This is a genomic window from Microbispora sp. NPDC046973, from assembly GCF_040644495.1.
Classification (GTDB): Bacteria; Actinomycetota; Actinomycetes; order Streptosporangiales; family Streptosporangiaceae; genus Microbispora.
Window position 1 is genome coordinate 112,446 of sequence record NZ_JBEYWQ010000005.1, and the last position, 20,664, is coordinate 133,109.

Below are 20,664 nucleotides of genomic sequence, written 5' to 3' on the forward strand. Positions count from 1 at the left end.
CCGAGGCGCTCGGCGATCCGACCCCGTGAGTCGCCGAGCTGCCTTTCGCGATCGCTCCCAGCCGTTCTGCGGTGACTCGCAAGTGATGATCACGACCATCGCCCGCAGGGGTCGTGATCGCGGCCCTGCGAAACCAGAAGGGGGTGAACGTCATGCTGAACATCGAGGACCTCCCCGCCGGTGTCTCCCCGCTCGAGGGAGAGGAGCTGGAGGTGATCGCGGGCATGGAGCCGGACTGGAGCACCTATGTGTGCACCGCCAGCCAGAAGGGCGACTGCTGGAAGACGTGATCCGAGCGCGATGACCGCGGCCTCGTGGACAGCGGGGAGCCCCGACCGTGGCCGACACGGTGGTGACCAATGATCCGGAGGCCCCGGTGCCGTTGTGGAACCGGGCCGGCGGACAGTTGATCACCAAGACGCTCGGATTCCACCCGTTCACGCTCGACGGCATCGCGGGCTTCACCCCCGTCAACCGGCAGGTGATCGAGCACGCGGCACGCCTGGCCGAGCTCCATGACGAGATCGTGCGCCTCCCACAGGGCTACGACACCCACGTCGGCGAGGGCAGCACGCGCCTGTCGGGCGGCCAGCGCCAGCGCCTGGCGCTGGCCCGCGCTCTGGTTCACCGCCCACGCATCCTGCTGCTGGACGAGCCCACGGCGGCGCTGGACGCGGTCACAGAGGAACGCACCCGCCGCAACCTGCTCAAGCTCGGTCAGACCCAGATCATCATCGCCCACCGGCTGTCCACGATCCAGGACGCGGATCTGATCGTCGTGCTGCACCGCGGCAGATCACCGAGGCCGGCACCCACCGCCAGCTCATGGCGCACGGCGGCCACTACGCCCACCTGGTGCGGCATCAGCACCAGACGCCCGGCCCGGCGGCGGTCCTCAACCTCCATTGACAGGGGCCCGCTGCGCTGCGCCGGCCGGCGCGGGCGGATGTTTCGTCCTCCTACCAGCGGGTAATGCGGCGCGGACGTGCCCGTACCGCTCCATGGAGGAACGCCGAATGGACGCCAGCAAGCCCGCCAAGGCCGTCAAGGACGTGGTGGAGAACGCCGCCGAGAAGGTGGCCGACTTCCTGACGCCGGACGTTCCCGGCTCGCCGGGCAGCGCCCCGGCGACCGTCGAGGAGCCGACGACGCCGCGCGACCCGCTGCCGCCGAAAGACGAACAGGGCGCCCCCGCGACCGTCACGCCGACCGGAGCGGAGACCGGCGCGCCCGCCACCTCGAAGGGCCAGCAGGGCGCCTATCTCACCACCGCGCAGGGGGCACGGCTGCGCGACACCGATCACTCGCTGAAGGCGGGCGAGCGCGGCCCGACCCTGCTGCAGGACCACCACCTGCGCGAGAAGATCACGCACTTCGACCACGAGCGCATCCCCGAGCGGGTCGTCCACGCCCGGGGCGCCGGCGCCCACGGCGTGTTCGAGGCGTACGGCACCGCCTCGGCGGTGACCAGGGCCGGCTTCCTCAAGAAGGGGAAGAAGACCGACGTCTTCGTGCGGTTCTCCACCGTCCTCGGCTCGCGCGGCTCGGCCGACACGGTCCGCGACACGCGCGGCTTCGCGACGAAGTTCTACACCGACGAGGGCACCTTCGACCTCGTGGCGAACAACATGCCGGTGTTCTTCATCCAGGACGGCATCAAGTTCCCCGACGTGATCCACGCGGGCAAGCCGCACCCCGACAGGGAGATCCCCCAGGCGCAGAGCGCGCACGACACGTTCTGGGACTTCGTCTCCCTGCACACCGAGGCGCAGCACCACACCATGTGGAACATGTCCGACCGCGGGATCCCGCGGTCCTTCCGGATGATGGAGGGCTTCGGCGTCCACACCTTCCGGCTCGTCAACGAGGCCGGGGAGACGGTGCTGGTCAAGTTCCACTGGAAGCCCAAGCTCGGCGTGCACTCCCTGACCTGGGAGGAGGCGCAGATGCTCGGCGGGATGGACCCGGACTTCCACCGTCGTGATCTGTACGACGCGATCGAGGCCGGCGCCTACCCCGAGTGGGAGCTCGGCATCCAGGTGTTCCCCGACACCCCCGACCAGACCTTCGAGGGCATCGATCTGCTCGACCCGACCAAGATCGTGCCCGAGGAGCTCGCGCCGGTGCAGGCCGTCGGGCGGATGACGCTCAACCGGACGCCGACGAACTTCTTCGCCGAGGTCGAGCAGGTCGCCTTCCACGTCGGCCACCTGCCGCCGGGCATCGACGTCACCAACGACCCGCTGCTGCAGACGCGGCTGTTCTCCTACCTCGACACGCAGATCACCCGGCTGGGCGGCCCGAACTTCGCGCAGATCCCGATCAACCGGCCGCACTGCCCGGTCAACGACATGCTCCGGGACGGCTTCCACCAGCACGCCGTGCACGCCGGAGTCGCGCCGTACCGGCCGAACTCGCTGGACGGCGGCAACCCGTTCGTGGCCGGTGACGCCGAGAACGCGTTCGTCGACACACCGGTCGAGGTCGCGCGGGCGAGGAAGGTCCGCGCCACCCCCGTGTCCTTCGACGACCACTTCAGCCAGGCGCGCCTGTTCTGGCTGAGCATGTCGCCGGTGGAGAAGGAGCACATCATCCGCGCCTACACCTTCGAGCTGGGCAAGTGCTACGAGCAGGCGATCAAGGAGCGTCAGCTTCAGTGCCTGGCGAACATCGACCCGGTCCTCTGCCGGGAGGTCGCCACCGGGCTGGGCCTGCCCGCGCCGGAGCCGGCCCTGCCGCTCGCCGAGCCCGCGCCCAGTCCCGCGCTGTCGCAGGTGGGCAAGGAGTGGCCGGCCGACGGCCGCACGGTCGGCATCGTCGCGGACGAAGGCGCCGACCTCGACGGCGTACGCGACCTGCGCAGGGCCGTGTTCGCCGCCGGCATGGTGCCGCTGCTGATCGCCCCGCACGGCGGAATGCTGAGCGACATGCCCGTGCAGCGGACCTTCGCCACCGCCAGGTCGATCGAGTTCGACGCCCTGCTGCTGGCGGCCGCGCCGGCGCCGGCCCCCGACGCCCTGCCCGCGCGCGACGCCAAGGCGGGCGCCGGCGACTCCGCCGCGGCCGACCTGCGGGTGACGCTCATGATCGAGGAGTGCTGGCGGCACGCCAAGGCGATCGGCGCCTGGGGCGCGGGCGCGAAGCTGCTGGCACAGGCCGGAGTCTCGGGCACGCCCGGCGTCGTCTCCGGTGACTCCGCCGCCGACGTCTTCACCGCTGTGCAGCGGCTGATGGCCGCCCACCGCGTCTGGGAGCGGTTCCCCGCCTCGGTGGCCTGACGCGCGGCTACCCGGCGTCGATCAGCTCTGCGATCCGCGCCTGGTCGGAATCCGAAGCGAGGAAGGCGACGAGCTTCTGCTCGACGTCGTCGGCGGTGAGGAGGACGACATGCCGCAGTTCGAGCTCGCCGAGAAGCGGATGCCGCAGTCGCTTGGTGCCCGAACTCAGCGGCGCGATGTCGTGCCGCGGCCACCACGCGCGCACCTCCGGGCTGGCGGCCTTGAGCCGCGCGGCCAGCTCCGCGAAGCCGCGGTCGCCCGGGTGGCGGGCGGCGGCGGAACGGAAGCGCGCGAGCTGCGCGGACGCCTCCCGCTCCCACTCGACGAAGACGGTTCGCGCGGCCGGGTCGGTGAACATCCACCAGAGCATGTTGCGGGCGCCGGGCGCGAGCAGGAGCCAGTCGGTCCACAGCGCACGGGCGGCGCGGTTGGCCGCGAGCACGTCCCAGCGCCGTCCCGTGACGTAGGCGGGAGACGGGTCGAGCCGGTCGACGAGCGCCGCGACGGCGGGCGGAAGGCTCTCCCCGCCCGGCGCGACGACCGGTGGCGCGGCGCGGTGGACGAGTTCGTGCAGGTGCGCGCGTTCTGCGGCGCTGAGGCGCAGAGCGCCGGCCAGCGCGTCGAGGACCTGCTGCGAGGGGCGCACGTCCCGGCCCTGCTCGAGGAACGCGAGGTAGGTCGGGGAGATCGCCGCGAGCGTGGCGACCTCCTCCCGGCGCAGGCCGGGCGTGCGGCGGCGGGCGCCCGGGGGAAGACCGACGTCGGCGGGGCGCAGGCGGTTCCTCCGGGAGCGCAGGAAATCGCCCAGCTCCCTCAGCCGCGTGGGATCGGCGGCATCGGTCATCGCGATCCTGATACTGCGGTTACTAGCATGAACGTCCTGTGGTTACGGCTGAGGGCTGACATTAGCGTCGTGTCGTGACTACACGATCTTCGCGCGCTCCGCATCGGATCCTCACCGAGTCGGTGGAGATGTCCGTCTCCGACGGGTCGCGGATGGGCGCCTTCCTCGCCCGCCCGGCGGGCCCCGGGCCCTTTCCCGGCGTGGTGGTGGCGATGGAGCTCTTCGGCGTCAGCGCCCACGTGCGCGACGTCTGCGAGCGGCTCGCCATGGACGGATACGTCGCGCTGGCGCCGGACCTCTACCACCGCGACGCCCCCGGGATCGAGCTCCCGCACGACGCGGCGGGCCGTGAGCGCGGCTTCGAACTCCTGCACCGGCTGACACGGGATCAGGTGGTGCGCGACGTGCGCGCCGCGATGGAGCACCTGCGTGCGCGCGGCTGCGCGCGTGTCGGCATGGTCGGCCTGAGCCTCGGCGGCCACGTGGCCTACCTCGCGGCCGCCCGCCTGGACCTCGCGGCGGTGGCCGTCGCCTACGGCGGCTGGATCCCGGCCACCGACATCCCCCTCAGCCGTCCGGAACCGACGCTCGCGCTGACCCCCGGCATCACCGGGCGCGTGCTGGTCCTCGTGGGCGCCGAGGACCATGTCGTTCCGCCCGGCCACCGCCGGATGATCGCGGACGCGCTGCGGGCCGCCGCCGTACGCCACGAGATCGTCGAATACCCCGGCGTCGGTCACGGGTTCCTCTGCGACCGCCGCGACACGTTCGACGCGACGGCGGCCGGCGACGCCTGGCGGCGCGTACGAGAGCTGCTGGCCGAAGAACTGACGATGTGACGGAACACCCGGCGACGGTGAGGAGCCGGTAACGCCCTCGCAATAAGAAACATCCAAGTAACACTCCCGAATACGCCATGAAACGGCCAGCGGTGAGTCTCATGGTGCGGCCGTGGCGGAGCCCGCCGGCCGACCACCGTGAGGAGTGTGAGGCGATGACATGCCGGTGAAGGTAGATGGCGGCGCCACCGCCTGGCTCCTGGCCTGTACCGCGCTCGTCCTGCTGATGACGCCGGGCCTGGCGTTCTTCTACGGCGGGATGGTCAGGGCCAAGAGCGTGCTCAACATGATCATGATGAGCTTCGTCTCGATCGCCCTGGTCACCCTCGTCTGGCTGGCCGCCGGATACAGCCTGGCGTTCGGCCCCGACATCGGGGGACTCATCGGCGCCCTGGCCCACGTGGGGCTGCGCGACATCACCACCGAATCGGTCACCGGGCAGGTGCCGACGCTGCTGTTCGCGACGTTCCAGCTCACCTTCGCCGTCATCACTGCCGCACTGATCAGCGGCGCCATCGCCGACCGGGCCCGCTTCTCGGCCTGGATGGTCTTCGTCCCGGTGTGGGCGCTCGCGGTCTACGCGCCCATCGCCCACTGGGTGTGGGGCCCCGGCGGCTGGATCCACGCCATGGGCACGCTCGACTACGCGGGCGGCCTGGTCGTGGAGATCACCTCGGGGGCCTCCGGGCTCGCCATGGCCCTGGTGCTCGGGCCGCGGATCGGGTTCAAGGCCGAGGCCATGCGCCCGCACAACCTGCCCCTGGTGCTGCTCGGCGCCGGGCTGCTGTGGTTCGGCTGGTTCGGATTCAACGCCGGTTCCGCGCTGGCCGCGGACGGCACCGCCGCGGCCGTCTTCCTCAACACTCTGGCCGCCGGCTGCACCGGCCTGCTGGGCTGGCTGCTGGTGGAGCAGCGCCGCGACGGCCACCCCACGACGTTCGGGGTCGCCTCGGGCGTCGTGGCCGGGCTGGTCGCGATCACACCGTCGTGCGGCTCGGTCGACGTGCTGGGCGCCCTGGTGATCGGCCTGGCCGCCGGCATGATCTGCTCGCAGGCGGTCGGCTGGAAGTTCCGGCACGGCTACGACGACTCCCTCGACGTGGTCGGCGTGCATCTGGTCGGGGGCATCGTCGGCACGCTGCTCATCGGGCTGCTGGCCACCCGCACGCTCACCGGCGCCGACGGTCCCCGGGGCCTGCTGTACGGCGGCGGGCTGGCCCAGCTGGGCAAGCAGGCGATGGCGGTCCCGGTGGTCGCGCTGTACGCCTTCGCGGTCACCTACGGGATCGGCAAGCTGATCCACCGGCTGATGGGTTTCCGCGTGAGCGAGGAGGACGAGGTGTCCGGCGTCGATCTGGCGCTGCACGCCGAGACCGCCTACGACCACGGCGTGCTCGACCACGCCGTGCGGCTGCGCACCCATCGCCCCGCGCCGGCCCAGCCGGATCCGCGTCCCACGACCTGATCGGCCTGATCGGTCCGAGCGGGTTCGCCGCCGGTGATGCCGGCGCCGTCGGTGCCGGGGTGCGTGACCTAACAGCAGTGTGACAGGCGGTGTTCGGCCCGTTTTAGGCCGGTGTCCGTACAACGGTCGCATGCAGGCACCCATCGAAGTCGCCGGGCTGCGCAAGCGGTTCGGCCACACTCTCGCCCTCGACGGCATGTCGTTCACCGTCCGGCCCGGCCAGGTCACCGGCTTCGTCGGGCCGAACGGGGCGGGCAAGTCCACCACCATGCGTGTGATCCTCGGGCTGGACGCCGCCGACGAGGGCCACGCGCTGATCGACGGCCGGCCGTACACCAGCCTGCGCACGCCCCTCTGCCATGTCGGCGCGCTGCTGGACGCCGGCGCGCTGCAGCCGAGCCGCACCGCCCGCAATCACCTGCTGTGGCTGGCGCACTCTCAGGGACTGGGCAGCCGCCGGGTGGATGAGGTGCTGGAGCTGGTCGGCCTCGGGCCGGTGGCCCGGCGCCGGGCCGGCGGGTTCTCGCTGGGGATGCGCCAGCGGCTCGGCATCGCCGTCGCGCTGCTCGGGGACCCGCCGGTGCTGCTGCTGGACGAGCCGGTCAACGGCCTCGATCCCGAAGGCATCGTGTGGATGCGCGGCCTGCTGCGGTCGCTGGCCGCCGAAGGGCGGGCGGTGCTGGTCTCCAGCCACCTCATGAGCGAACTGCAGGACACGGCCGATCACCTCGTGGTGGTGGGCAGGGGCCGCGTCATCGCCGACACCGGCGTGGCCGAGCTGATCACGGCCGCTTCCCGCGGCCGGGTCACGGTGCGTACTGCGGCACGCTCCGAGGCCGTGTCGGCGCTGGCCCGCGCCGGCGCCGCCGTCGACGCCGTCGCCGTGGCGGATCGCGACACGCTCGTCGTCTCCGGACTGCCCGCCGAGCGCGTCGTGGCCGTACTCAACGCCGGCGCGGTGCCGTTCTCGGAGGTGGCGACGTATCGGGTGACGCTGGAGCAGGCATACATGGACCTCACCGGCGAGGCGGTCGAGTACCGGGGAGCGGCGCGATGATCCCGGTCTCGCCCGGCCGCGCCGCCGCGCGGGCGGAGCGCGCGGGCTTCCACCGGCTGCTGCGCGCCGAACTGACCAAGTTCCGCACGGTACGCGGCTGGGTCGTCACCATGGCCGCGGCAGCGCTGGTCATGGTGCTGCTCGGGCTGCTGTCCGCGGCCGGCAGCCACGCCTCGTGCGGCGGCGCCGGCGGCGCCGAGATCACCTGCCCGCCACCGCTGACGGGACCGGACGGCCAAGCGGTGAACGACAAGTTCTTCTTCGTACATCGGCCGCTGACCGGCGACGGCGGCATCACCGCCCGCCTCACCTCCCTGACCGGCCAGATCCGCAAACCCGACGTCACGCCGGGAGAACGCAACCTCGTCACCGGGGTCGTGCCGTGGGCCAAGGCCGGAGTCATGATCAAGAAGAGCACCGAGCAGGGCTCGTCGTACGCGGCGGTGCTGATGACCGGCGGGCACGGAGTGCGGATGCAGCACGACTTCATCCACGACACGGCCGGCCGGCCGGGAGGCGTCTCCCCGCAGTCTCCGCGCTGGCTGCGACTGGTCCGCTCCGGGGACGTCCTCACCGGCTACGAGTCGGCCGACGGCACCACCTGGACCCGCGTCGGCACCGCCACCCTGGCCGGACTCCCGCAGACCGTCCGGATCGGCCTGTTCGCCACCTCTCCCGGCGACCTGACGGTCACCCGGGGAGATCTCGGCGGGTCCGTCGCGGCCGAGCGCTTCACCGAGGCCACCGGCGAGTTCGACCAGGTCACCGTGGAGGGCGCCGGGGCGCGCACCTGGCGCTACGACGACATCGGCGCCACCGTCGACCCCGACGGGTCGATCCACCATCCGGGCCGCGCCGGCCGATCGGGCGGCGGCTTCTCCGTCACCGGTGTCGGCGACATCGCGCCGGCCGTCGAAGGCCCGGCCGTCGAACGCCCGTTGAGCAGTGCCCTGACGGCCCTCGTCGTCGTCATCGTGGTGGCGGTCGTGTTCATCACCGCCGAATACCGGCACGGACTGATCCGCACCACGTTGCTGGCCGGCCCGAGCCGCGGCCGGACGCTGCTGGCCAAGGCCGCCGCGCTCGGCCTGGTCACCTTCGCCGCCGCCCTGCCCGCCACCACGGCCACGTTCGTGCTCGGAGGACGAATCCTGCGCGCCAACGGCAACGCCGTCCTGCCGGTGTCCCTGCTCACCCAGGCGCGCATCGTGGCCGGCATGGCCGCGCTGCTCGCGCTGGCCGCGGTGCTCGCCCTGGCCCTCGGCGCGCTGCTGCGCCGCAGTGTCGCGGCGGTCGTCACCGCCGTCGTGGTGATCGTGTTCCCGCACGTCATCGCGACCACCTCGGTCCTGCCCGACACCGCCGCGCGATGGCTGCTGCGCCTCACTCCGGCGGCCGGCTTCGCCGTCCAGCAGAGCATCCCCGAATACCCGCAGGTGCTGGGCCACTACGCGCCCATCGCCGGCTTCTACCCGCTGCCGCCGGTGGCCGGCCTCGCCATGCCGGCCGGTTACGCCGCGCTCGCCCTCGGCGCGGCCGTCCTCCGGCTCCGCAGGACCGACGCATGACACCTCGTGGTCCACACATCGGCCCCACGGACGGGAGATCGGCATGAGAGCGCACCTGCACGCGGAATGGACCAAGCTGCGCACCATGACGAGCACCGGATGGTTGCTGGCCACCACCGTCATGCTCACCGCGGCCGGTGGCGCCGCCGCCTCCGCCGTGGTCTCCTGCGACAGGCAGGGGTGCGGCTACGACCCCGCCGAGATCGGCCTCTTCGGGGTCCAGATCAGCCAGGCGGTCGTCGCGATCCTGGCCGTCCAGGCGGTCGCCGGTGAATACGGCAGCGGCATGATCCGGCTCACCTTGACCGCCATGCCCCACCGCGCCAAGGTCCTGGCCGCCAAGGCGATCGTCCTGGCCGGCCTGACCCTGATCGCCGGGACCGCCGCCGTGCTCGCCTCCGTGCTGGCGGCGCGACCCATCCTGCTCGATCGCGGCTTCCCGCCCGGCCTGCTCCTCCTCACCGGCGGCCCGATGCTGCGCGCCGCCTTCGGCTCCGTCCTGTATCTGGTGCTCATCGCCCTGTTCGCCCTGGGGGCGGCGACCGCCGTGCGCGACTCCGGCGCCGGCATCGGCGTCGTCCTGGGACTGCTCTATCTCTTCCCCGCCCTCATCCTCATGATCGGCGACGCGGACTGGCAGCGGCTGCTCTGGCGGATCTCCCCGATGAACGCCGGGCTCGCCATCCAGGCCACCACCGGCCTGGGCGGTCTCCCCCTCACCCCCTGGGCGGGGCTCGGCGTGCTGACCGCGTGGGCCGTCGCGGCGCTGCTCTGCGGCGGGTTGCTGCTGCGGGCGCGCGACGCCTAGCGGACGACCTCCGCGACCGCCGATCCCGGGTCGCGAAGGGGCCGGCGTGCTCGCCGCCGGGGCCGTTCAGGCGTGGATCAGGCGGTGCAGGGCCTGCTCGCGGGCGAGCACGGCGGCGCCCTCGACGGTGGCCGTCGCTCCCAGACCGCTCCGCCGGATCTCGACGGGGATGGACAGGGTGCTCAGGGTCTCCTGGACACCCTGGACGAGGAGCGGGTTGGAGCCCACCCCGCCGCCGAGGACCACCAGGCCGGGATCGAGCAGCGCGACGACCGCGACGATCAGCCGCCCGACCTGCGTGGCGTGCTCGGTCACGGCGCGCTGCGCCGGCGGGCAGCCCTCGCCCGCCCGCCGGAACAGCTCCTCGGCGCTCGTGGGCGGGGCTCCCTCCGACGCCGGCCACGCGGCGGCCGTACGCAGCAGCAGGTGCTCGGCGCCGAGGAAGCGCTCCAGGCCCTCGGGGACGGGCTCCCGGCCGGCGTCCCACGGGAAGGGCAGGTGGGCGACCTCGCCGGCCCAGCCGGACGCCCCGCGCAGCAGCCGTCCGCCGATGACCAGCGCCGCGCCTATCCGCACACCCGCCTGCACGTACGCGAACTGCGCGGCGTCCTGCGCCACGCCGAGGTTCCCCTCGGCGACGGCCGCGCAGTTGACGTTGTTCTCCAGGAGCAGCGGGGCCGGGGGGAGTGACAGCGCCTTCAGCATGTCGTGCACCTCGGGCGACTGCGAGGCGGCGGCGGGGTCCCTGTCGGTCACGACGGTCGGGAGCGCGATCACGATCTGCCGCAGCGGCCCGCTGTCGCCGAGCCGCGGCAGCGTCTCGCGCAGGAGCGCCCCCGCGGCGTCGGCGCTGGCCGTCAGGTCCGCCGTGCCGGACCGGGACGCCGGGGACGTGACGTCGCGGCTGACGCCCAGCAGCCGCTCGCCGCTCAGCGCGTGCGCGTGGATGCGCGTGCGGGTGACGCCGACGTCGACGCCCAGCACGTGACCGGCCCCTTCGCCGATGCGCCACAGCAGCGCCGACCGGCCGGTGTGCCCTTGGACGGAGCCGTCCTCCCGCACGAGGCCGAGCTCCTCGAGCTCGGACATCGCCGTGGAGACGGTGGGTTTGGACAGGCCCAGCGCCTGGCTGATCTGAGGGCGGGTGGCCCGGCCGCGCCGGGTGAGCTCCGCCAGCACCGCCCGCGCGCTCGTGCTCAGTGATGTCATCCCGATCCCCGCAGCTCCCGCTTCCACTTGATCCTTTCGTACCTGCCCTTGACATATCCTAGCCCACTTCGTTAGGTAAATGACCTAACTAACTGGAGGCTGGTTATGCACTCGATCTCACGCCGGAGGCTTCTGAGCCTGCCGCTGGCCCTCGGCGCGGCCGCGGTCCTGCCCGGTTGCGCCGTGTCCGGACCTTCCCGCGGCAGCGGCGGCTCCTCGGGCCCCGTCACGCTGAACGCCCTGTTCATGAAGCAGGCCAGCTACAGCGAAGACGACATCCGCGGCATGCTCGCGGCGTTCCGGAAGGCCCACCCGGACATCACGGTCCAGCCGACCTTCGTCGCGTACGAGGCCCTGCACGACAAGATCGTCATCTCGGCCCCGGCCGGCACGTACGACGTCGTGTTGATCGACTGCATCTGGCCGGCGGAGCTGGCCAGTAAGAACATGCTGCTCGACGTCACCGACCGCTACGAGCAGGCCTGGCTGGACGACATCCTGCCCGGCACGCTCGGCTCCGTCACCTACAAGGACCGCAGGTACGGGATGCCGTGGATCCCCGGCGGGAAGATCTTCTTCTACAACACCCGGATGCTGAAGGACGCCGGGGTCGACGAGACGGCGATGTCGACCTGGGACGGCGTGCTCGAGGCCGCCAGGACGCTGAAGGCCAAGAAGGTCGTCGAGCATCCGCTGGTGTGGAGCTGGGCGCACGCCGAGGCGATGATCTGCGACTACGCGCAGCTTCTCGGCGCGTTCGGCGGCCGCTTCCTCGACGACGCGGGCAAGGCGGCCTTCCACCAGGGCGGCGGGCTGCGGGCGCTGGAGTGGATGAGGCGCACGCTCGACGAAGGGCTCAGCGCGCCCTCCTCGACGAAGCTGCTGGAGGACGACGTCAAGAAGGTCGTCGTCCAGGGCGACGCGGCGATCGCGCTCAACTGGGACTACATGTACAGCGAATCCAACGACCCGAAGCAGTCGAAGATCGTCGGAGAGCTGAAGCCCGCGGTCAGCCCCAAGGGACCGGGCGGTCAGGGCCCGGCGGTCGACGGGTCGATGGGCCTGTCGGTCACCGCGACCTCCAGGCATCCCGACGCCGCGTGGCAGCTCGTCGCCTTCCTGTGCGGGAAGGACAACCAGCTCCAGTACGTCGAAAGGTCGCTGCCGGTGTGGAACAGCGCCTACGAGGACCCCAAGCTCACGAGCGGGGCGCAGGCGCCGCTGGTGGCGGCCGACAAGGCCCAGTACGGCTCGCTGATCGAGCGCCCCCAGGTCGTGCAGTACAACGCGGTGAGCCAGGAGATCCAGGCCGGGCTGCAGTCCTGCCTGGTCGGCGGCACACCCGCGGCCCAGGCGCTGTCCGAGGCCGCGGCCAAGGTCGACCGCGTCATCGGGGGCTGACCGGTGTCCCTGACACTGCGGCGCCCCGCACCCACGGCTCCGCCGGCGGCCGGGGCCGGACGGGGGAAGGTCGAACGCCAGTGGCCGCTCGCCCTGGCGCTGCTGGCCCCGGCGATGATCGTCGTGTTCGGCGTCGTCCTGTATCCCATGGGCCGCACGCTGGTGCTCAGCCTCGTCGACGCCACCTCGGCACTGCAGACCGAGTTCACGTTCTCCGGGCTGTCGAACTACACGGCGCTGCTGTCGAACTCCGAGTTCTGGGCCACGGTGTGGCGCACCGCGGTGTTCACCGTCTTCTCCACGGCGGTGGAGCTCGTGGTCGGCCTGCTGCTCGCGCAGTTCCTCAACCAGCGCATCCGCGGTCAGTGGTTCTTCCGCAGCCTGGTGGTCCTGGCGTGGGCGCTGCCCACCATCGTCAGCGCCAACATGTGGCGGTGGATCCTCCACCCCGAGTACGGCGCGCTCAACGGCCTGCTGATGAACCTCGGCCTGCTCGACTCCTACCAGGACTGGATCGGCGGCCCGACGCAGGCGCTGTTCGTGGTGGCGCTGGTCGACGCCTGGAAGACCACGCCTCTGGTGGCGATCCTGCTGCTCGCCTCGATGCAGACCATCGGCGACGACGTCTACGAGGCGGCGGCCATGGACGGCGCCGGGGCGGTGCGCCGGTTCCTGTCCATCACGATCCCGATGCTCAAACCGGCGATCGCGGTGGTGCTGGTGCTGCGCACCATCGAGGCGTTCAAGGTCTTCGACATCATCTACATCATGACCAGGGGCGGCCCCGACTCGGGGACCACCACGATCGCCTTCTACACCTACCTGCAGGCCTTCTCCAACCAGGAGTTCAGCCTCGGCTCCGCGGCCGCCTACCTCACCGTGCTGTTCATCTTCGTGCTGTCGCTGGTCTACCTGCGCATGCTCCGTACCGATTCGGGGGCGACGGCGTGAGACCCTCCCGCTTCTACCGGCCCTCGATGTATGTGTGCGGGGCGCTGCTGGCCGCCGTCGTCCTCGGGCCGTTCGCCCTGCTGCTGCTCGCCAGCGTGTCCCCGCAGGCCGGCCTGCTCGGCAAGCCGCCCGACCTGTGGCCGGACTCGCCCACGCTGGACCGCTACGCGGCGATCTTCACGCAGGCGGCGGGCGGGGTCGCGGGCGACTTCCGCGTGGCCCTGGTCAACTCGCTGGTGGTCGCCGGGTGCAGCGTCGCGGTGAGCCTGGTGACCGGCGTGCTCGGCGCCTACGCGTTCGCGCGGCTGAGGTTCCCCGGGCGCGGGCTGGTGCTGTTCGTCTTCATGCTGACGTACATGATGCCGCCGCTGGCGCTCGTCGTGCCCATGTACATGACCGGCGCCGCGCTCGGCCTGCTCGACACGCGGACCTCGCTCGTCGTGGTCTACTGCTCCTTCACCACGCCCTTCGTCCTGTGGCTGCTGTCCGGCTACTTCCGCGCCCTGCCGGCCGAACTCGAGGAGGCCGCCCGCATCGACGGATGCGGCCGGGTCGGCGCGCTGATCCGGGTGGTGCTGCCGGTGGCGCGTCCGGGCCTGATCTCCGCCGGACTCCTGGCGTTCCTCATGGCGTGGGACGAGTTCTTCTACGCACTCATCTTCACCTCGTCCCCGGCGTCGAAGACGGTCCCCGTGGCGCTGGCCGAGTTCACCGGCCGCTACAGCCTCGACTTCGGCCTGATGGCCGCGGGCGGCCTGCTCGCCGCCGTGCCGCCGGTGCTCATCGCGCTGATCTTCCAGAAGCACATCACCCGCGGGCTGGCCGCGGGTGCTGTCAAGTAACCCTCGCTTGTGAGAGAAGGTTCGATGTCCCACGACATCTCCATGTCCGACGCGCTCGACCGGCAGCCCGAGGCGCTGGCCTCCGCGGTGCGCACCCTGCGCGCGCAGCTCACGGGCTCCTGGCCCGCGCCGCGCCGCCCGCTGTTCGTGGCCATGGGCGCCAGCCACGCCGCCCTCGCGGCCTGCGTGCACCAGCTGCGCGCGTACGGCATCTGGGCGGGCAGGGCCGGATACGGGGAGATCCCGGCCGCCATCCCCGCCGCCGACGTCGACCTGGTGGCGGGGGTGTCCCAGTCGGGCCGCAGCGCGGAGACGATCGACGCCCTGCGGGAGGTGGAGGCGGAGCGGCGGCTGGCCGTGGTCAACATCGCCGAGTCACCGCTGGCCGAACTGGCGGGCACCGTGCTGAGCTGCGGGACGGTGCCCGATTCCAAGGTGTCCACCTCCGGGTTCACCGTCACGCTCGCCGCCCTCGGGATGCTGGCCGACGCGTGGGCGCTCGGCGGGCCGGCCGACGTCTGGCAGTCGCTGGCGGACCGCCTGGACGAGACCGCCGGGCGGGCCGAGGACACCGTGGACGTCCTCGTGCAGGACGTCGCGCAGAGCGTGGCGGCCGACGTCGTCGGTGCCGGGGCCTCGCTGACCGCCGCCGAGGAGGGCGCGCTGATGCTGCGGGAGGCCTGCCGGCTTCCCGCCACGGCGTACGAGACCCGGCAGTATCTCCACGGGCCGATGGAGTCGGCCGGCCGGACCGCGCACATCGTGATCGGGGACGAGCGCGAGGCGGCGCTGGCCCTGCAACTGGCCGAGGCCGGCCACCGGGTTCTCTACGTCGGGCCGTGCGCGACGCAGGTCCCGCACGTGCGGATCCCGCGCCTCGCCCCGGTGGCCCGCGCGATCATCGAGAACAGCGTGCTCCAGCGGCTCGTCGTCCAGGTGGCCGCCGCGCGGAACGTTCCTGTCGGCGAGTTCCTGTTCTCCATGGACGACACGAAGGTGGACACCCTCGCCGTGGAGAACGCGTGAGAGGCGTGGCCGTCGGCGTCGACGTGGGCGGGACGAAGACTCACTGGCGTGCGGCCGGGGAGGAGGGCCACGTCGCGGACCGCGTGGTGCCCAGCGACCTGGGATCGGACATGGACGACCTGGCCGAATGGCTGGTGTCGGACCTGCGCGCGTGGGGGGTGCCGTACGACGCCCTGGGCGTGGGCGCGCACGGATGCGACAGCGCGTCCCTGTGCCGGAGGCTGCGCGACCTGCTGAGCGCGAGGCTCGCGGTCCCGGTGCGGGTGGTCAACGACGCCCACCTCCTGCCGCACGCGGCCGGCGTCCCGGGCGCGATCGGCGTGATCGCCGGCACGGGGTCGGTCGCCGCGGGCACGGGTCCCGGCGGCGAGCCCCTCCTCGCCGGCGGCTGGGGATGGGCTCTCGGTGACGAGGGATCGGCCGCCGGGCTCGTACGCGAGGCCGTGCGCGCCACCTGCCTGCGCCACGACGCCGGCCTGCCTCCGGACGAGCTGGCGCGGGGCCTGCTCGCGGCCTTCCACGCGGACGAGGTGCCGGGGCTGTCGCACGCGCTGACCCGCTCGCCGAGCGCGGAGGAGTGGGGCCGTCACGCTCCGGTCGTCTTCCGGGCGGCCCAGCAGGGATCGGGGGTCGCGCTGCAGGTCATCGAGGAGGGGGGACGGGCGCTGGCGAAGCTGGTCGAGACGCTGATCTCCCGTGGGGCGTCGGCCGCGGCGGTGGTCGCGGCGGGCGGGGTGCTCACCACGCAACCTCCGTTGTTCACCGCCCTGGCCGACGCGCTGGGCAAGAGCCACCCGGACCTCCCCGTCATGCTGCTCGACGCCGACCCCGTGGACGGCGCGGTGCGGCTGGCCAGGGAGCTCCTCGCCGCTCCGCAGGCCTGACCGGGCCTTGCCCTGACCCCGGCGGCGGTGACGCGTTCGGGGCGATGCCTGTTCTGGGTACACGCAAGCGGCCCCGGTCCGGATACCTCGGACCGGGGCCACCAGGGCACAAGCACATACATCTAGTCGAGGCGGCGCCGGGCGTACAGGTTGGCGGCCAGGATGACTCCGACCGCGGCGAGAACCACCTGGATGATCAGTTCGATCCAGTCGATGCCGCGGGTGTCGGCGACGCCCAGGGCTCCGGCGATCGCCGTGCCGATGAGGGCGGCGACGATGCCGATCACGATGGTCAGCCAGATCGGGATGCTCTGACGTCCAGGTACGACGAGCCGGCCGAGCGCGCCGATGACAAGCCCGATGATTATGGCGGAAATGATGCCTGTTACGGCCATTACTTCACGCTCCCATGGTTCGCTGTCCCAGCTTGTGCCCTTACGGCCCGGTTCGGACACATAACGAATCGGTAGCATGGTGCCGATCGCCGTGTTCGTCCAGCTCACACAGGCCGTCAGAGCATGCGCGACCTCCGTCCCGGCGGGACGTCACGCTGTTCACCGCGTCACCGGTCGCCTGTCGCTGTCAGGCGGTCCCAAGACTCTCGATGACGCCGAGGACGCCCTTCGCCGGTTCCTCGGGGGCCAGCGGCGGCGGTGAGGACCGAGGCGCCGGTGAAATAGCCGGCCGCCGGCAGCATTTGCCGGCGAGGTCTCGAATCCGGACGGACGGATGGACGAGTTCCTATTCGCGGTCCCGTCCGTCACGAGCGAGAGCCGGCCCCCGGCGTTGCACGCGGAGGGCCGGCTGCCCGGCGTTGCACGCGGGAGGCCAGGTGCTCGGCGGTGAGCGGGACGCCTACCAGGCGATCGGCATCGTGGTCAGGCCATGGACGACGGTGAGGGAGCGGAACACGGGCTCGCCCGCCAGTCGCAGGCCGGGGAACCTGCGCAGCAGGGCGGGGAACGCGATCCGCATCTCCATGCGGGCCAGGGGAGCGCCGAGACAGTGATGGATACCGTGTCCGAACGCGACGTGGCCGATGACTTCACGGCGGATGTCGAGGTCGTCCGGGTTCGGCATGAGCCCCGGGTCGCGGTTGGCGGCGGGAAGGGAGCAGATGACGGTCTCGCCCGGGCCGATGGTCCGATCGCCGAGCCGGACCTCGGCCGTAGTGATCTTTACCGTCCCGGAATGCACGATGCTCAGCCACCGCAGCAGTTCCTCGACGGCGGCGTCCACGCGGTCCGGTTCGTCGCGCAGCAGCGCGAGCTGGTCGGGGTGCCGCAGCAGGGCGAGCGTGCCCAAAGACAGCATGTTGGCCGTGGTCTCGTGCCCGGCGAGCAGCAGCAGGCTGCCGATGCCGGTGAGTTCGGCGTCGCTCAGCTCGTCGCCGTGCTCGCGTACGAGCATTCCGAGCAGGTCCTCACCGGGATCGTTGCGGATCGTCTTGATCAGGCCTGCGATGTACGCCCTGGACTCCGCCGCCGCGGCCGCGCGTTCGTCCGGAGACAGGGACACGTCCAGGATCCGCTTGGTCGTCCCCTGGAAGCCGTCCCGGTCGGCGTACGGCACGCCCAGCAGTTCGCAGATCACCAGGGAGGGCACCGGGAGGGCGAAGTCCGTCACCAGGTCGGCGGGCGGTCCGCCGCGCTCCATGGCGTCCAGATGGTCGTCGACGATCTGCCGGACTCTGGGCTCCAGCCGGCGCATGCGGCGGACGGTGAACTCGGCCGTGAGCATCCGGCGCAGCCGGGTGTGCTCGGGCGGGTCGGAGCCGAGCAGGTTGCCGGCGCGCATCGCGGCGGCCTCCTCCTCGCTGGGCGGCGGTGCGCCGGGCGGCCGGAGCGGAGGCACGAGCGCGTTGCTGAACAGCTCGGGATGGCTCAGCACCGTGCGGACATCCTCGAATCTGGTGACCAGCCAGGCGTCGGTGCCGAAGACGGTGCGGAGCCGGGCCACCCCCTCCTCGTTCCGCAGCGTGGAGAGCTCAGGGGCGGGATGGAATCCGTCCCGTCGCATGTGCAGGGGCGGGGACATGTCGCGCACGCGACCTCCTCGGGTCACCGGAAGCCTGATGATCACCTTGCCACAAACCGACCATAACCGTCCGGTGCCCGCCGTGGACAATCGTGACACGACTGTGGCGGCCACGCAGGCGGCCGGACCGCCGGTCGGCCGATCCCGGCGACGACGGATCCCTGTGGTGCCGGGCCCGGCCGGGCGGCGTCGTCCGCTGCCGTCCGGCCGGTCGCCGGGCCGGTCACGTGATCAGGAGAACCGTCCGAGGGCGGCGGTGTAGATCTCGACGGCCTCCTCGATCCGATGGACCAGGCAGTACTCGTCGGTGACGTGCGCCTGCTCGGGCTCGCCGGGGCCGCAGACGACCGTGGGCGCCCCGCCACAGGCGGCGGCGAGGACCGAGGCGTCGGTGAAGTAGCTGGCCGCCGGGCGGTCGCCGGGCGCGCCCGCCCCCGCCTCGACCAGGGCCCGGACGAACGGGTCGTCCGGCTCGGTCCAGATCGCGGGCAGGTCCACGAGCACGTCGAGGGTCGCCTCGTCGCCGAGCGCGGCCTGCAGCCGCTCGCGGAGCCGTCCGTGGTCCTGGCCGGCGACGGTGCGCAGGTCGATGGTCGCGGCGGCCAGGTCGGGCACGGAGTTCACGTTGATCCCGCCGCGCACCGTCCCCACGTTCACCGTGGACGGGCCGAGCCAGGGGTGGTCGGGCACCCCGGGGTCGAACGTCTCGACGGCCCCGATCGCGCGGGCGAGCTTGTAGATCGCGTTGTCGCCCAGGTGCGGCATCGAGCCGTGCGCCGTGATGCCTCGCGTCGTGGCCTCCAGCCAGAGCGCGCCCTTGTGCCCGAGCAGCACCCGGTTGGAGGTCGGCTCGGCCACCAGCAGGGCGCGCGACCTGCCGACGAGCCCGGCGGACACCATGCCGGCCGCGCCCTCGCAGCCGGTCTCCTCGCCCACGGTGAAGACCATCTCCAGGGCGGCCTTCGGCCCGGTGCGGCGCACGTGCCGCTCGGCGGCGACCACCAGCGCGGCGACGCCGGCCTTCATGTCGCTCGAACCACGCCCGTACAGGCGGTCGCCGTCGATCTCCGCGCCGTGCGGCGCGTGCCGCCACGCCTGCCCGCCCAGCGGAACCGTGTCGAGGTGCCCGGTCAGCGTCACCGGTTCGCCCGTGCCCCAGCGGGCGACCAGCCCGGTGCGGCCGGGCGCGTGCTCGTGCGTGCGCACCGCGAAACCGGCGTCGGACAGCCGTCTCGCGATCGGGCCGGCCACCGCGGCCTCGCCCCCGCCCACCGAGTCGATCCTGATCAGCTCACGTGCCAGCTCGACCGCCTCGTTCACGCGGCCTCCTTCCTCAGCTACTCCGCGACGCCGGCCGCCACCGGCCGGCTGGTCTGCCGCACGACGAGCCGTGGAGCGATGGCGATGCGCTGCGCGGGCCGGGGGTCGCCGGCCTTGACCTGGCCGAGCAGGCGCACGGCCTCCGCCGCCATCTCCTCCACCGGCTGGCGCACGGTGCTGAGCGGCGGGTCGCACATCGTCGCGTGTCCCACGTCGTCGAACCCCACCACGGCCACGTCCTCGGGGACGCGCACCCCGCCGAACCGCAGCGACCGCACCAGGCCCACGGCGATCTCGTCGTTGGCGCAGACGACCGCGTCCGGCAGCCGGCCGGAGTCGAGCAGCCTGCGCCCGGCCTCGACGCCCCATTCGAGGGTGAACTCGCCCAGCAGCGGCGGCAGGACCTCCACGCCGGCCCGCGCGGCGGTGCGTTCGAACCCGCTGAGCCGTAACCGGGCGGAGGAGCTCTCCAGGCGGCTGCCCGCGAAGACCACCGAGCGGGCTCCGCCCGCGATCACGTGCTCGACCGCGAGGGCCAGCCCGGCCTCGTCGTCCACGCCCACCCAGTCGGCCCCGCCGCCCTCGATGTAGCGGTCGACCTGCACCAGCGGCACCCGGCGGGCCGCGTCCAGCACCGCGGGGACGCTGGCCTCGATGTCGCACGGGCTGATGATCAGGCCGTCCACGCGCCGGGCCAGCAGGGTCTCCAGCCTGCGGGCCTCGACCTGCGGACTGTACTGGGACGCGCACAGCAGCAGGTCGGTGCCGGAGTTCTGCAGCTCGCGCTCCACGGCCTCGACGATCGTGGTGAAGAACGGGTTGCCGATGCCCGGGACGACCATGCCGATGGTGCCGGTGGTCTGGTCGCGCAACGCCTTGGCGACCGCGTTCGGCTGGTAACCCAGTTCGGCGGCAGCGCGCGCCACCCGCTCGGCGATCTCCGGCGTGACCTTGCGCCGCCCCGAGAGGGCACGGGAGGCCGAGGCCACGGAGACGCCGGCCGCTCGTGCCACGTCGTGAATCGTCACGCCCATCGTGTAATCGATTTCCCTTGATCTTTGCCAACGATCGACCTTGTCGACCTTTGTGACGCCAGGATCACCAGGAACGATAGAGGTTCTGTGAGGAAAACGCA

At 72.2% G+C, this 20,664-nt stretch carries 19 protein-coding genes; 13 read left to right on the top strand and 6 right to left on the bottom strand.

From position 1 onward, the window contains the following. The first annotated feature begins 152 nt into the window (after nt 1-152). Genes ABZ860_RS12875 through ABZ860_RS12885 form a run of 3 tightly spaced genes read left to right on the top strand, consistent with a single transcriptional unit; the run spans nt 153 to nt 3,278 of the window. The gene (locus ABZ860_RS12875) at nt 153-290 is read left to right on the top strand and encodes a hypothetical protein (RefSeq protein ID WP_357219114.1); all 138 of its coding nucleotides are present in this window, start codon (nt 153-155) and stop codon (nt 288-290) included. A gap of 47 nt (nt 291-337) precedes the next feature. Further along, nucleotides 338-973 (top strand): ATP-binding cassette domain-containing protein, encoded by a 636-nt coding sequence (locus ABZ860_RS12880; protein WP_357219116.1) that lies wholly within the window; start codon nt 338-340, stop codon nt 971-973. Between the two features lie 43 nt (nt 974-1,016). Next, the gene (locus ABZ860_RS12885) at nt 1,017-3,278 is read left to right on the top strand and encodes a catalase (protein WP_357219118.1); all 2,262 of its coding nucleotides are present in this window, start codon (nt 1,017-1,019) and stop codon (nt 3,276-3,278) included. 7 nt (nt 3,279-3,285) lie between these two features. Here ABZ860_RS12885 and ABZ860_RS12890 read toward each other — a convergent pair whose 3' ends face one another. Then, entirely contained in the window at nt 3,286-4,122 is an 837-nt protein-coding gene (locus ABZ860_RS12890; RefSeq protein WP_357219121.1) for a helix-turn-helix transcriptional regulator, read from the bottom strand. A 74-nt stretch (nt 4,123-4,196) separates the two neighbouring features. Between ABZ860_RS12890 and ABZ860_RS12895 the strand changes: the two genes are divergently transcribed. From ABZ860_RS12895 to ABZ860_RS12915, 5 genes are all read left to right on the top strand, one after another. After that, nucleotides 4,197-4,961, top strand: a complete 765-nt coding sequence (locus tag ABZ860_RS12895; RefSeq protein ID WP_357219124.1) for a dienelactone hydrolase family protein — start codon at nt 4,197-4,199, stop codon at nt 4,959-4,961. Nucleotides 4,962-5,121: 160 nt separating this feature from the next. Beyond that, entirely contained in the window at nt 5,122-6,426 is a 1,305-nt protein-coding gene (locus ABZ860_RS12900) for an ammonium transporter (RefSeq protein ID WP_357219126.1), read from the top strand. A gap of 130 nt (nt 6,427-6,556) precedes the next feature. Next, nucleotides 6,557-7,483: an ABC transporter ATP-binding protein gene (locus tag ABZ860_RS12905; protein WP_357219128.1), complete on the top strand. Its 927-nt coding sequence runs from the start codon at nt 6,557-6,559 to the stop codon at nt 7,481-7,483. Continuing rightward, entirely contained in the window at nt 7,480-9,051 is a 1,572-nt protein-coding gene (locus ABZ860_RS12910) for a hypothetical protein (protein WP_357219131.1), read from the top strand. The genes ABZ860_RS12905 and ABZ860_RS12910 overlap by 4 nt, the downstream gene beginning before the upstream one ends. A gap of 43 nt (nt 9,052-9,094) precedes the next feature. Then, nucleotides 9,095-9,859 carry an ABC transporter permease gene (locus tag ABZ860_RS12915; RefSeq protein WP_357219134.1) on the top strand — a complete coding sequence of 255 codons (765 nt, stop codon included), beginning with the start codon at nt 9,095-9,097 and terminating at the stop codon, nt 9,857-9,859. A gap of 66 nt (nt 9,860-9,925) precedes the next feature. Here ABZ860_RS12915 and ABZ860_RS12920 read toward each other — a convergent pair whose 3' ends face one another. Then, entirely contained in the window at nt 9,926-11,068 is a 1,143-nt protein-coding gene (locus ABZ860_RS12920) for an ROK family transcriptional regulator (protein ID WP_357219136.1), read from the bottom strand. A gap of 105 nt (nt 11,069-11,173) precedes the next feature. On the opposite strand from ABZ860_RS12920, the gene ABZ860_RS12925 reads away from it, so the two are divergent. Genes ABZ860_RS12925 through ABZ860_RS12945 form a run of 5 tightly spaced genes read left to right on the top strand, consistent with a single transcriptional unit; the run spans nt 11,174 to nt 16,172 of the window. Further along, entirely contained in the window at nt 11,174-12,469 is a 1,296-nt protein-coding gene (locus ABZ860_RS12925; protein ID WP_357219139.1) for a sugar ABC transporter substrate-binding protein, read from the top strand. Nucleotides 12,470-12,472: 3 nt separating this feature from the next. Then, nucleotides 12,473-13,420 carry a sugar ABC transporter permease gene (locus ABZ860_RS12930; protein WP_357219141.1) on the top strand — a complete coding sequence of 316 codons (948 nt, stop codon included), beginning with the start codon at nt 12,473-12,475 and terminating at the stop codon, nt 13,418-13,420. Further along, entirely contained in the window at nt 13,417-14,262 is an 846-nt protein-coding gene (locus ABZ860_RS12935; protein WP_357219142.1) for a carbohydrate ABC transporter permease, read from the top strand. Before ABZ860_RS12930 ends, ABZ860_RS12935 begins: the two co-directional genes overlap by 4 nt. Before the next feature lie 24 nt (nt 14,263-14,286). After that, the gene (locus ABZ860_RS12940; protein ID WP_357219145.1) at nt 14,287-15,288 is read left to right on the top strand and encodes a hypothetical protein; all 1,002 of its coding nucleotides are present in this window, start codon (nt 14,287-14,289) and stop codon (nt 15,286-15,288) included. Further along, nucleotides 15,285-16,172 (top strand): BadF/BadG/BcrA/BcrD ATPase family protein, encoded by an 888-nt coding sequence (locus ABZ860_RS12945; protein ID WP_357219149.1) that lies wholly within the window; start codon nt 15,285-15,287, stop codon nt 16,170-16,172. The genes ABZ860_RS12940 and ABZ860_RS12945 overlap by 4 nt, the downstream gene beginning before the upstream one ends. A 122-nt stretch (nt 16,173-16,294) precedes the next feature. Here the strand turns inward: ABZ860_RS12945 and ABZ860_RS12950 are convergent, their stop codons facing one another. The 4 genes from ABZ860_RS12950 to ABZ860_RS12965 all read right to left on the bottom strand — a co-directional run bounded on the left by ABZ860_RS12950 (nt 16,295) and on the right by ABZ860_RS12965 (nt 20,563). Continuing rightward, complete coding sequence (locus tag ABZ860_RS12950) at nt 16,295-16,567, bottom strand: GlsB/YeaQ/YmgE family stress response membrane protein (protein ID WP_357219662.1); 273 nt, start codon at nt 16,565-16,567, stop codon at nt 16,295-16,297. Between the two features lie 460 nt (nt 16,568-17,027). Then, complete coding sequence (locus ABZ860_RS12955) at nt 17,028-18,209, bottom strand: cytochrome P450 (RefSeq protein ID WP_357219665.1); 1,182 nt, start codon at nt 18,207-18,209, stop codon at nt 17,028-17,030. 231 nt (nt 18,210-18,440) lie between these two features. Beyond that, entirely contained in the window at nt 18,441-19,529 is a 1,089-nt protein-coding gene (locus ABZ860_RS12960; protein WP_357219152.1) for a M20 family metallopeptidase, read from the bottom strand. A 17-nt stretch (nt 19,530-19,546) separates the two neighbouring features. Next, nucleotides 19,547-20,563, bottom strand: coding sequence for a LacI family DNA-binding transcriptional regulator (locus ABZ860_RS12965; RefSeq protein WP_357219155.1), 1,017 nt, complete (start codon nt 20,561-20,563; stop codon nt 19,547-19,549). Between the last annotated feature and the right edge of the window lie 101 nt (nt 20,564-20,664).

Bases quoted from the DNA above. Each gene is read 5' to 3' on its own strand.
- ABZ860_RS12875 (WP_357219114.1), top strand. From the start codon at position 153: ATGCTGAACATCGAGGACCTCCCCGCCGGTGTCTCCCCGCTCGAGGGA.
- ABZ860_RS12885 (WP_357219118.1), top strand. From the start codon at position 1,017: ATGGACGCCAGCAAGCCCGCCAAGGCCGTCAAGGACGTGGTGGAGAAC.
- ABZ860_RS12890 (WP_357219121.1), bottom strand. From the start codon at position 4,122: ATGACCGATGCCGCCGATCCCACGCGGCTGAGGGAGCTGGGCGATTTC.
- ABZ860_RS12900 (WP_357219126.1), top strand. From the start codon at position 5,122: ATGCCGGTGAAGGTAGATGGCGGCGCCACCGCCTGGCTCCTGGCCTGT.
- ABZ860_RS12905 (WP_357219128.1), top strand. From the start codon at position 6,557: ATGCAGGCACCCATCGAAGTCGCCGGGCTGCGCAAGCGGTTCGGCCAC.
- ABZ860_RS12910 (WP_357219131.1), top strand. From the start codon at position 7,480: ATGATCCCGGTCTCGCCCGGCCGCGCCGCCGCGCGGGCGGAGCGCGCG.
- ABZ860_RS12915 (WP_357219134.1), top strand. From the start codon at position 9,095: ATGAGAGCGCACCTGCACGCGGAATGGACCAAGCTGCGCACCATGACG.
- ABZ860_RS12920 (WP_357219136.1), bottom strand. From the start codon at position 11,068: ATGACATCACTGAGCACGAGCGCGCGGGCGGTGCTGGCGGAGCTCACC.
- ABZ860_RS12925 (WP_357219139.1), top strand. From the start codon at position 11,174: ATGCACTCGATCTCACGCCGGAGGCTTCTGAGCCTGCCGCTGGCCCTC.
- ABZ860_RS12940 (WP_357219145.1), top strand. From the start codon at position 14,287: ATGTCCCACGACATCTCCATGTCCGACGCGCTCGACCGGCAGCCCGAG.
- ABZ860_RS12950 (WP_357219662.1), bottom strand. From the start codon at position 16,567: ATGGCCGTAACAGGCATCATTTCCGCCATAATCATCGGGCTTGTCATC.
- ABZ860_RS12955 (WP_357219665.1), bottom strand. From the start codon at position 18,209: ATGTCCCCGCCCCTGCACATGCGACGGGACGGATTCCATCCCGCCCCT.
- ABZ860_RS12965 (WP_357219155.1), bottom strand. From the start codon at position 20,563: ATGGGCGTGACGATTCACGACGTGGCACGAGCGGCCGGCGTCTCCGTG.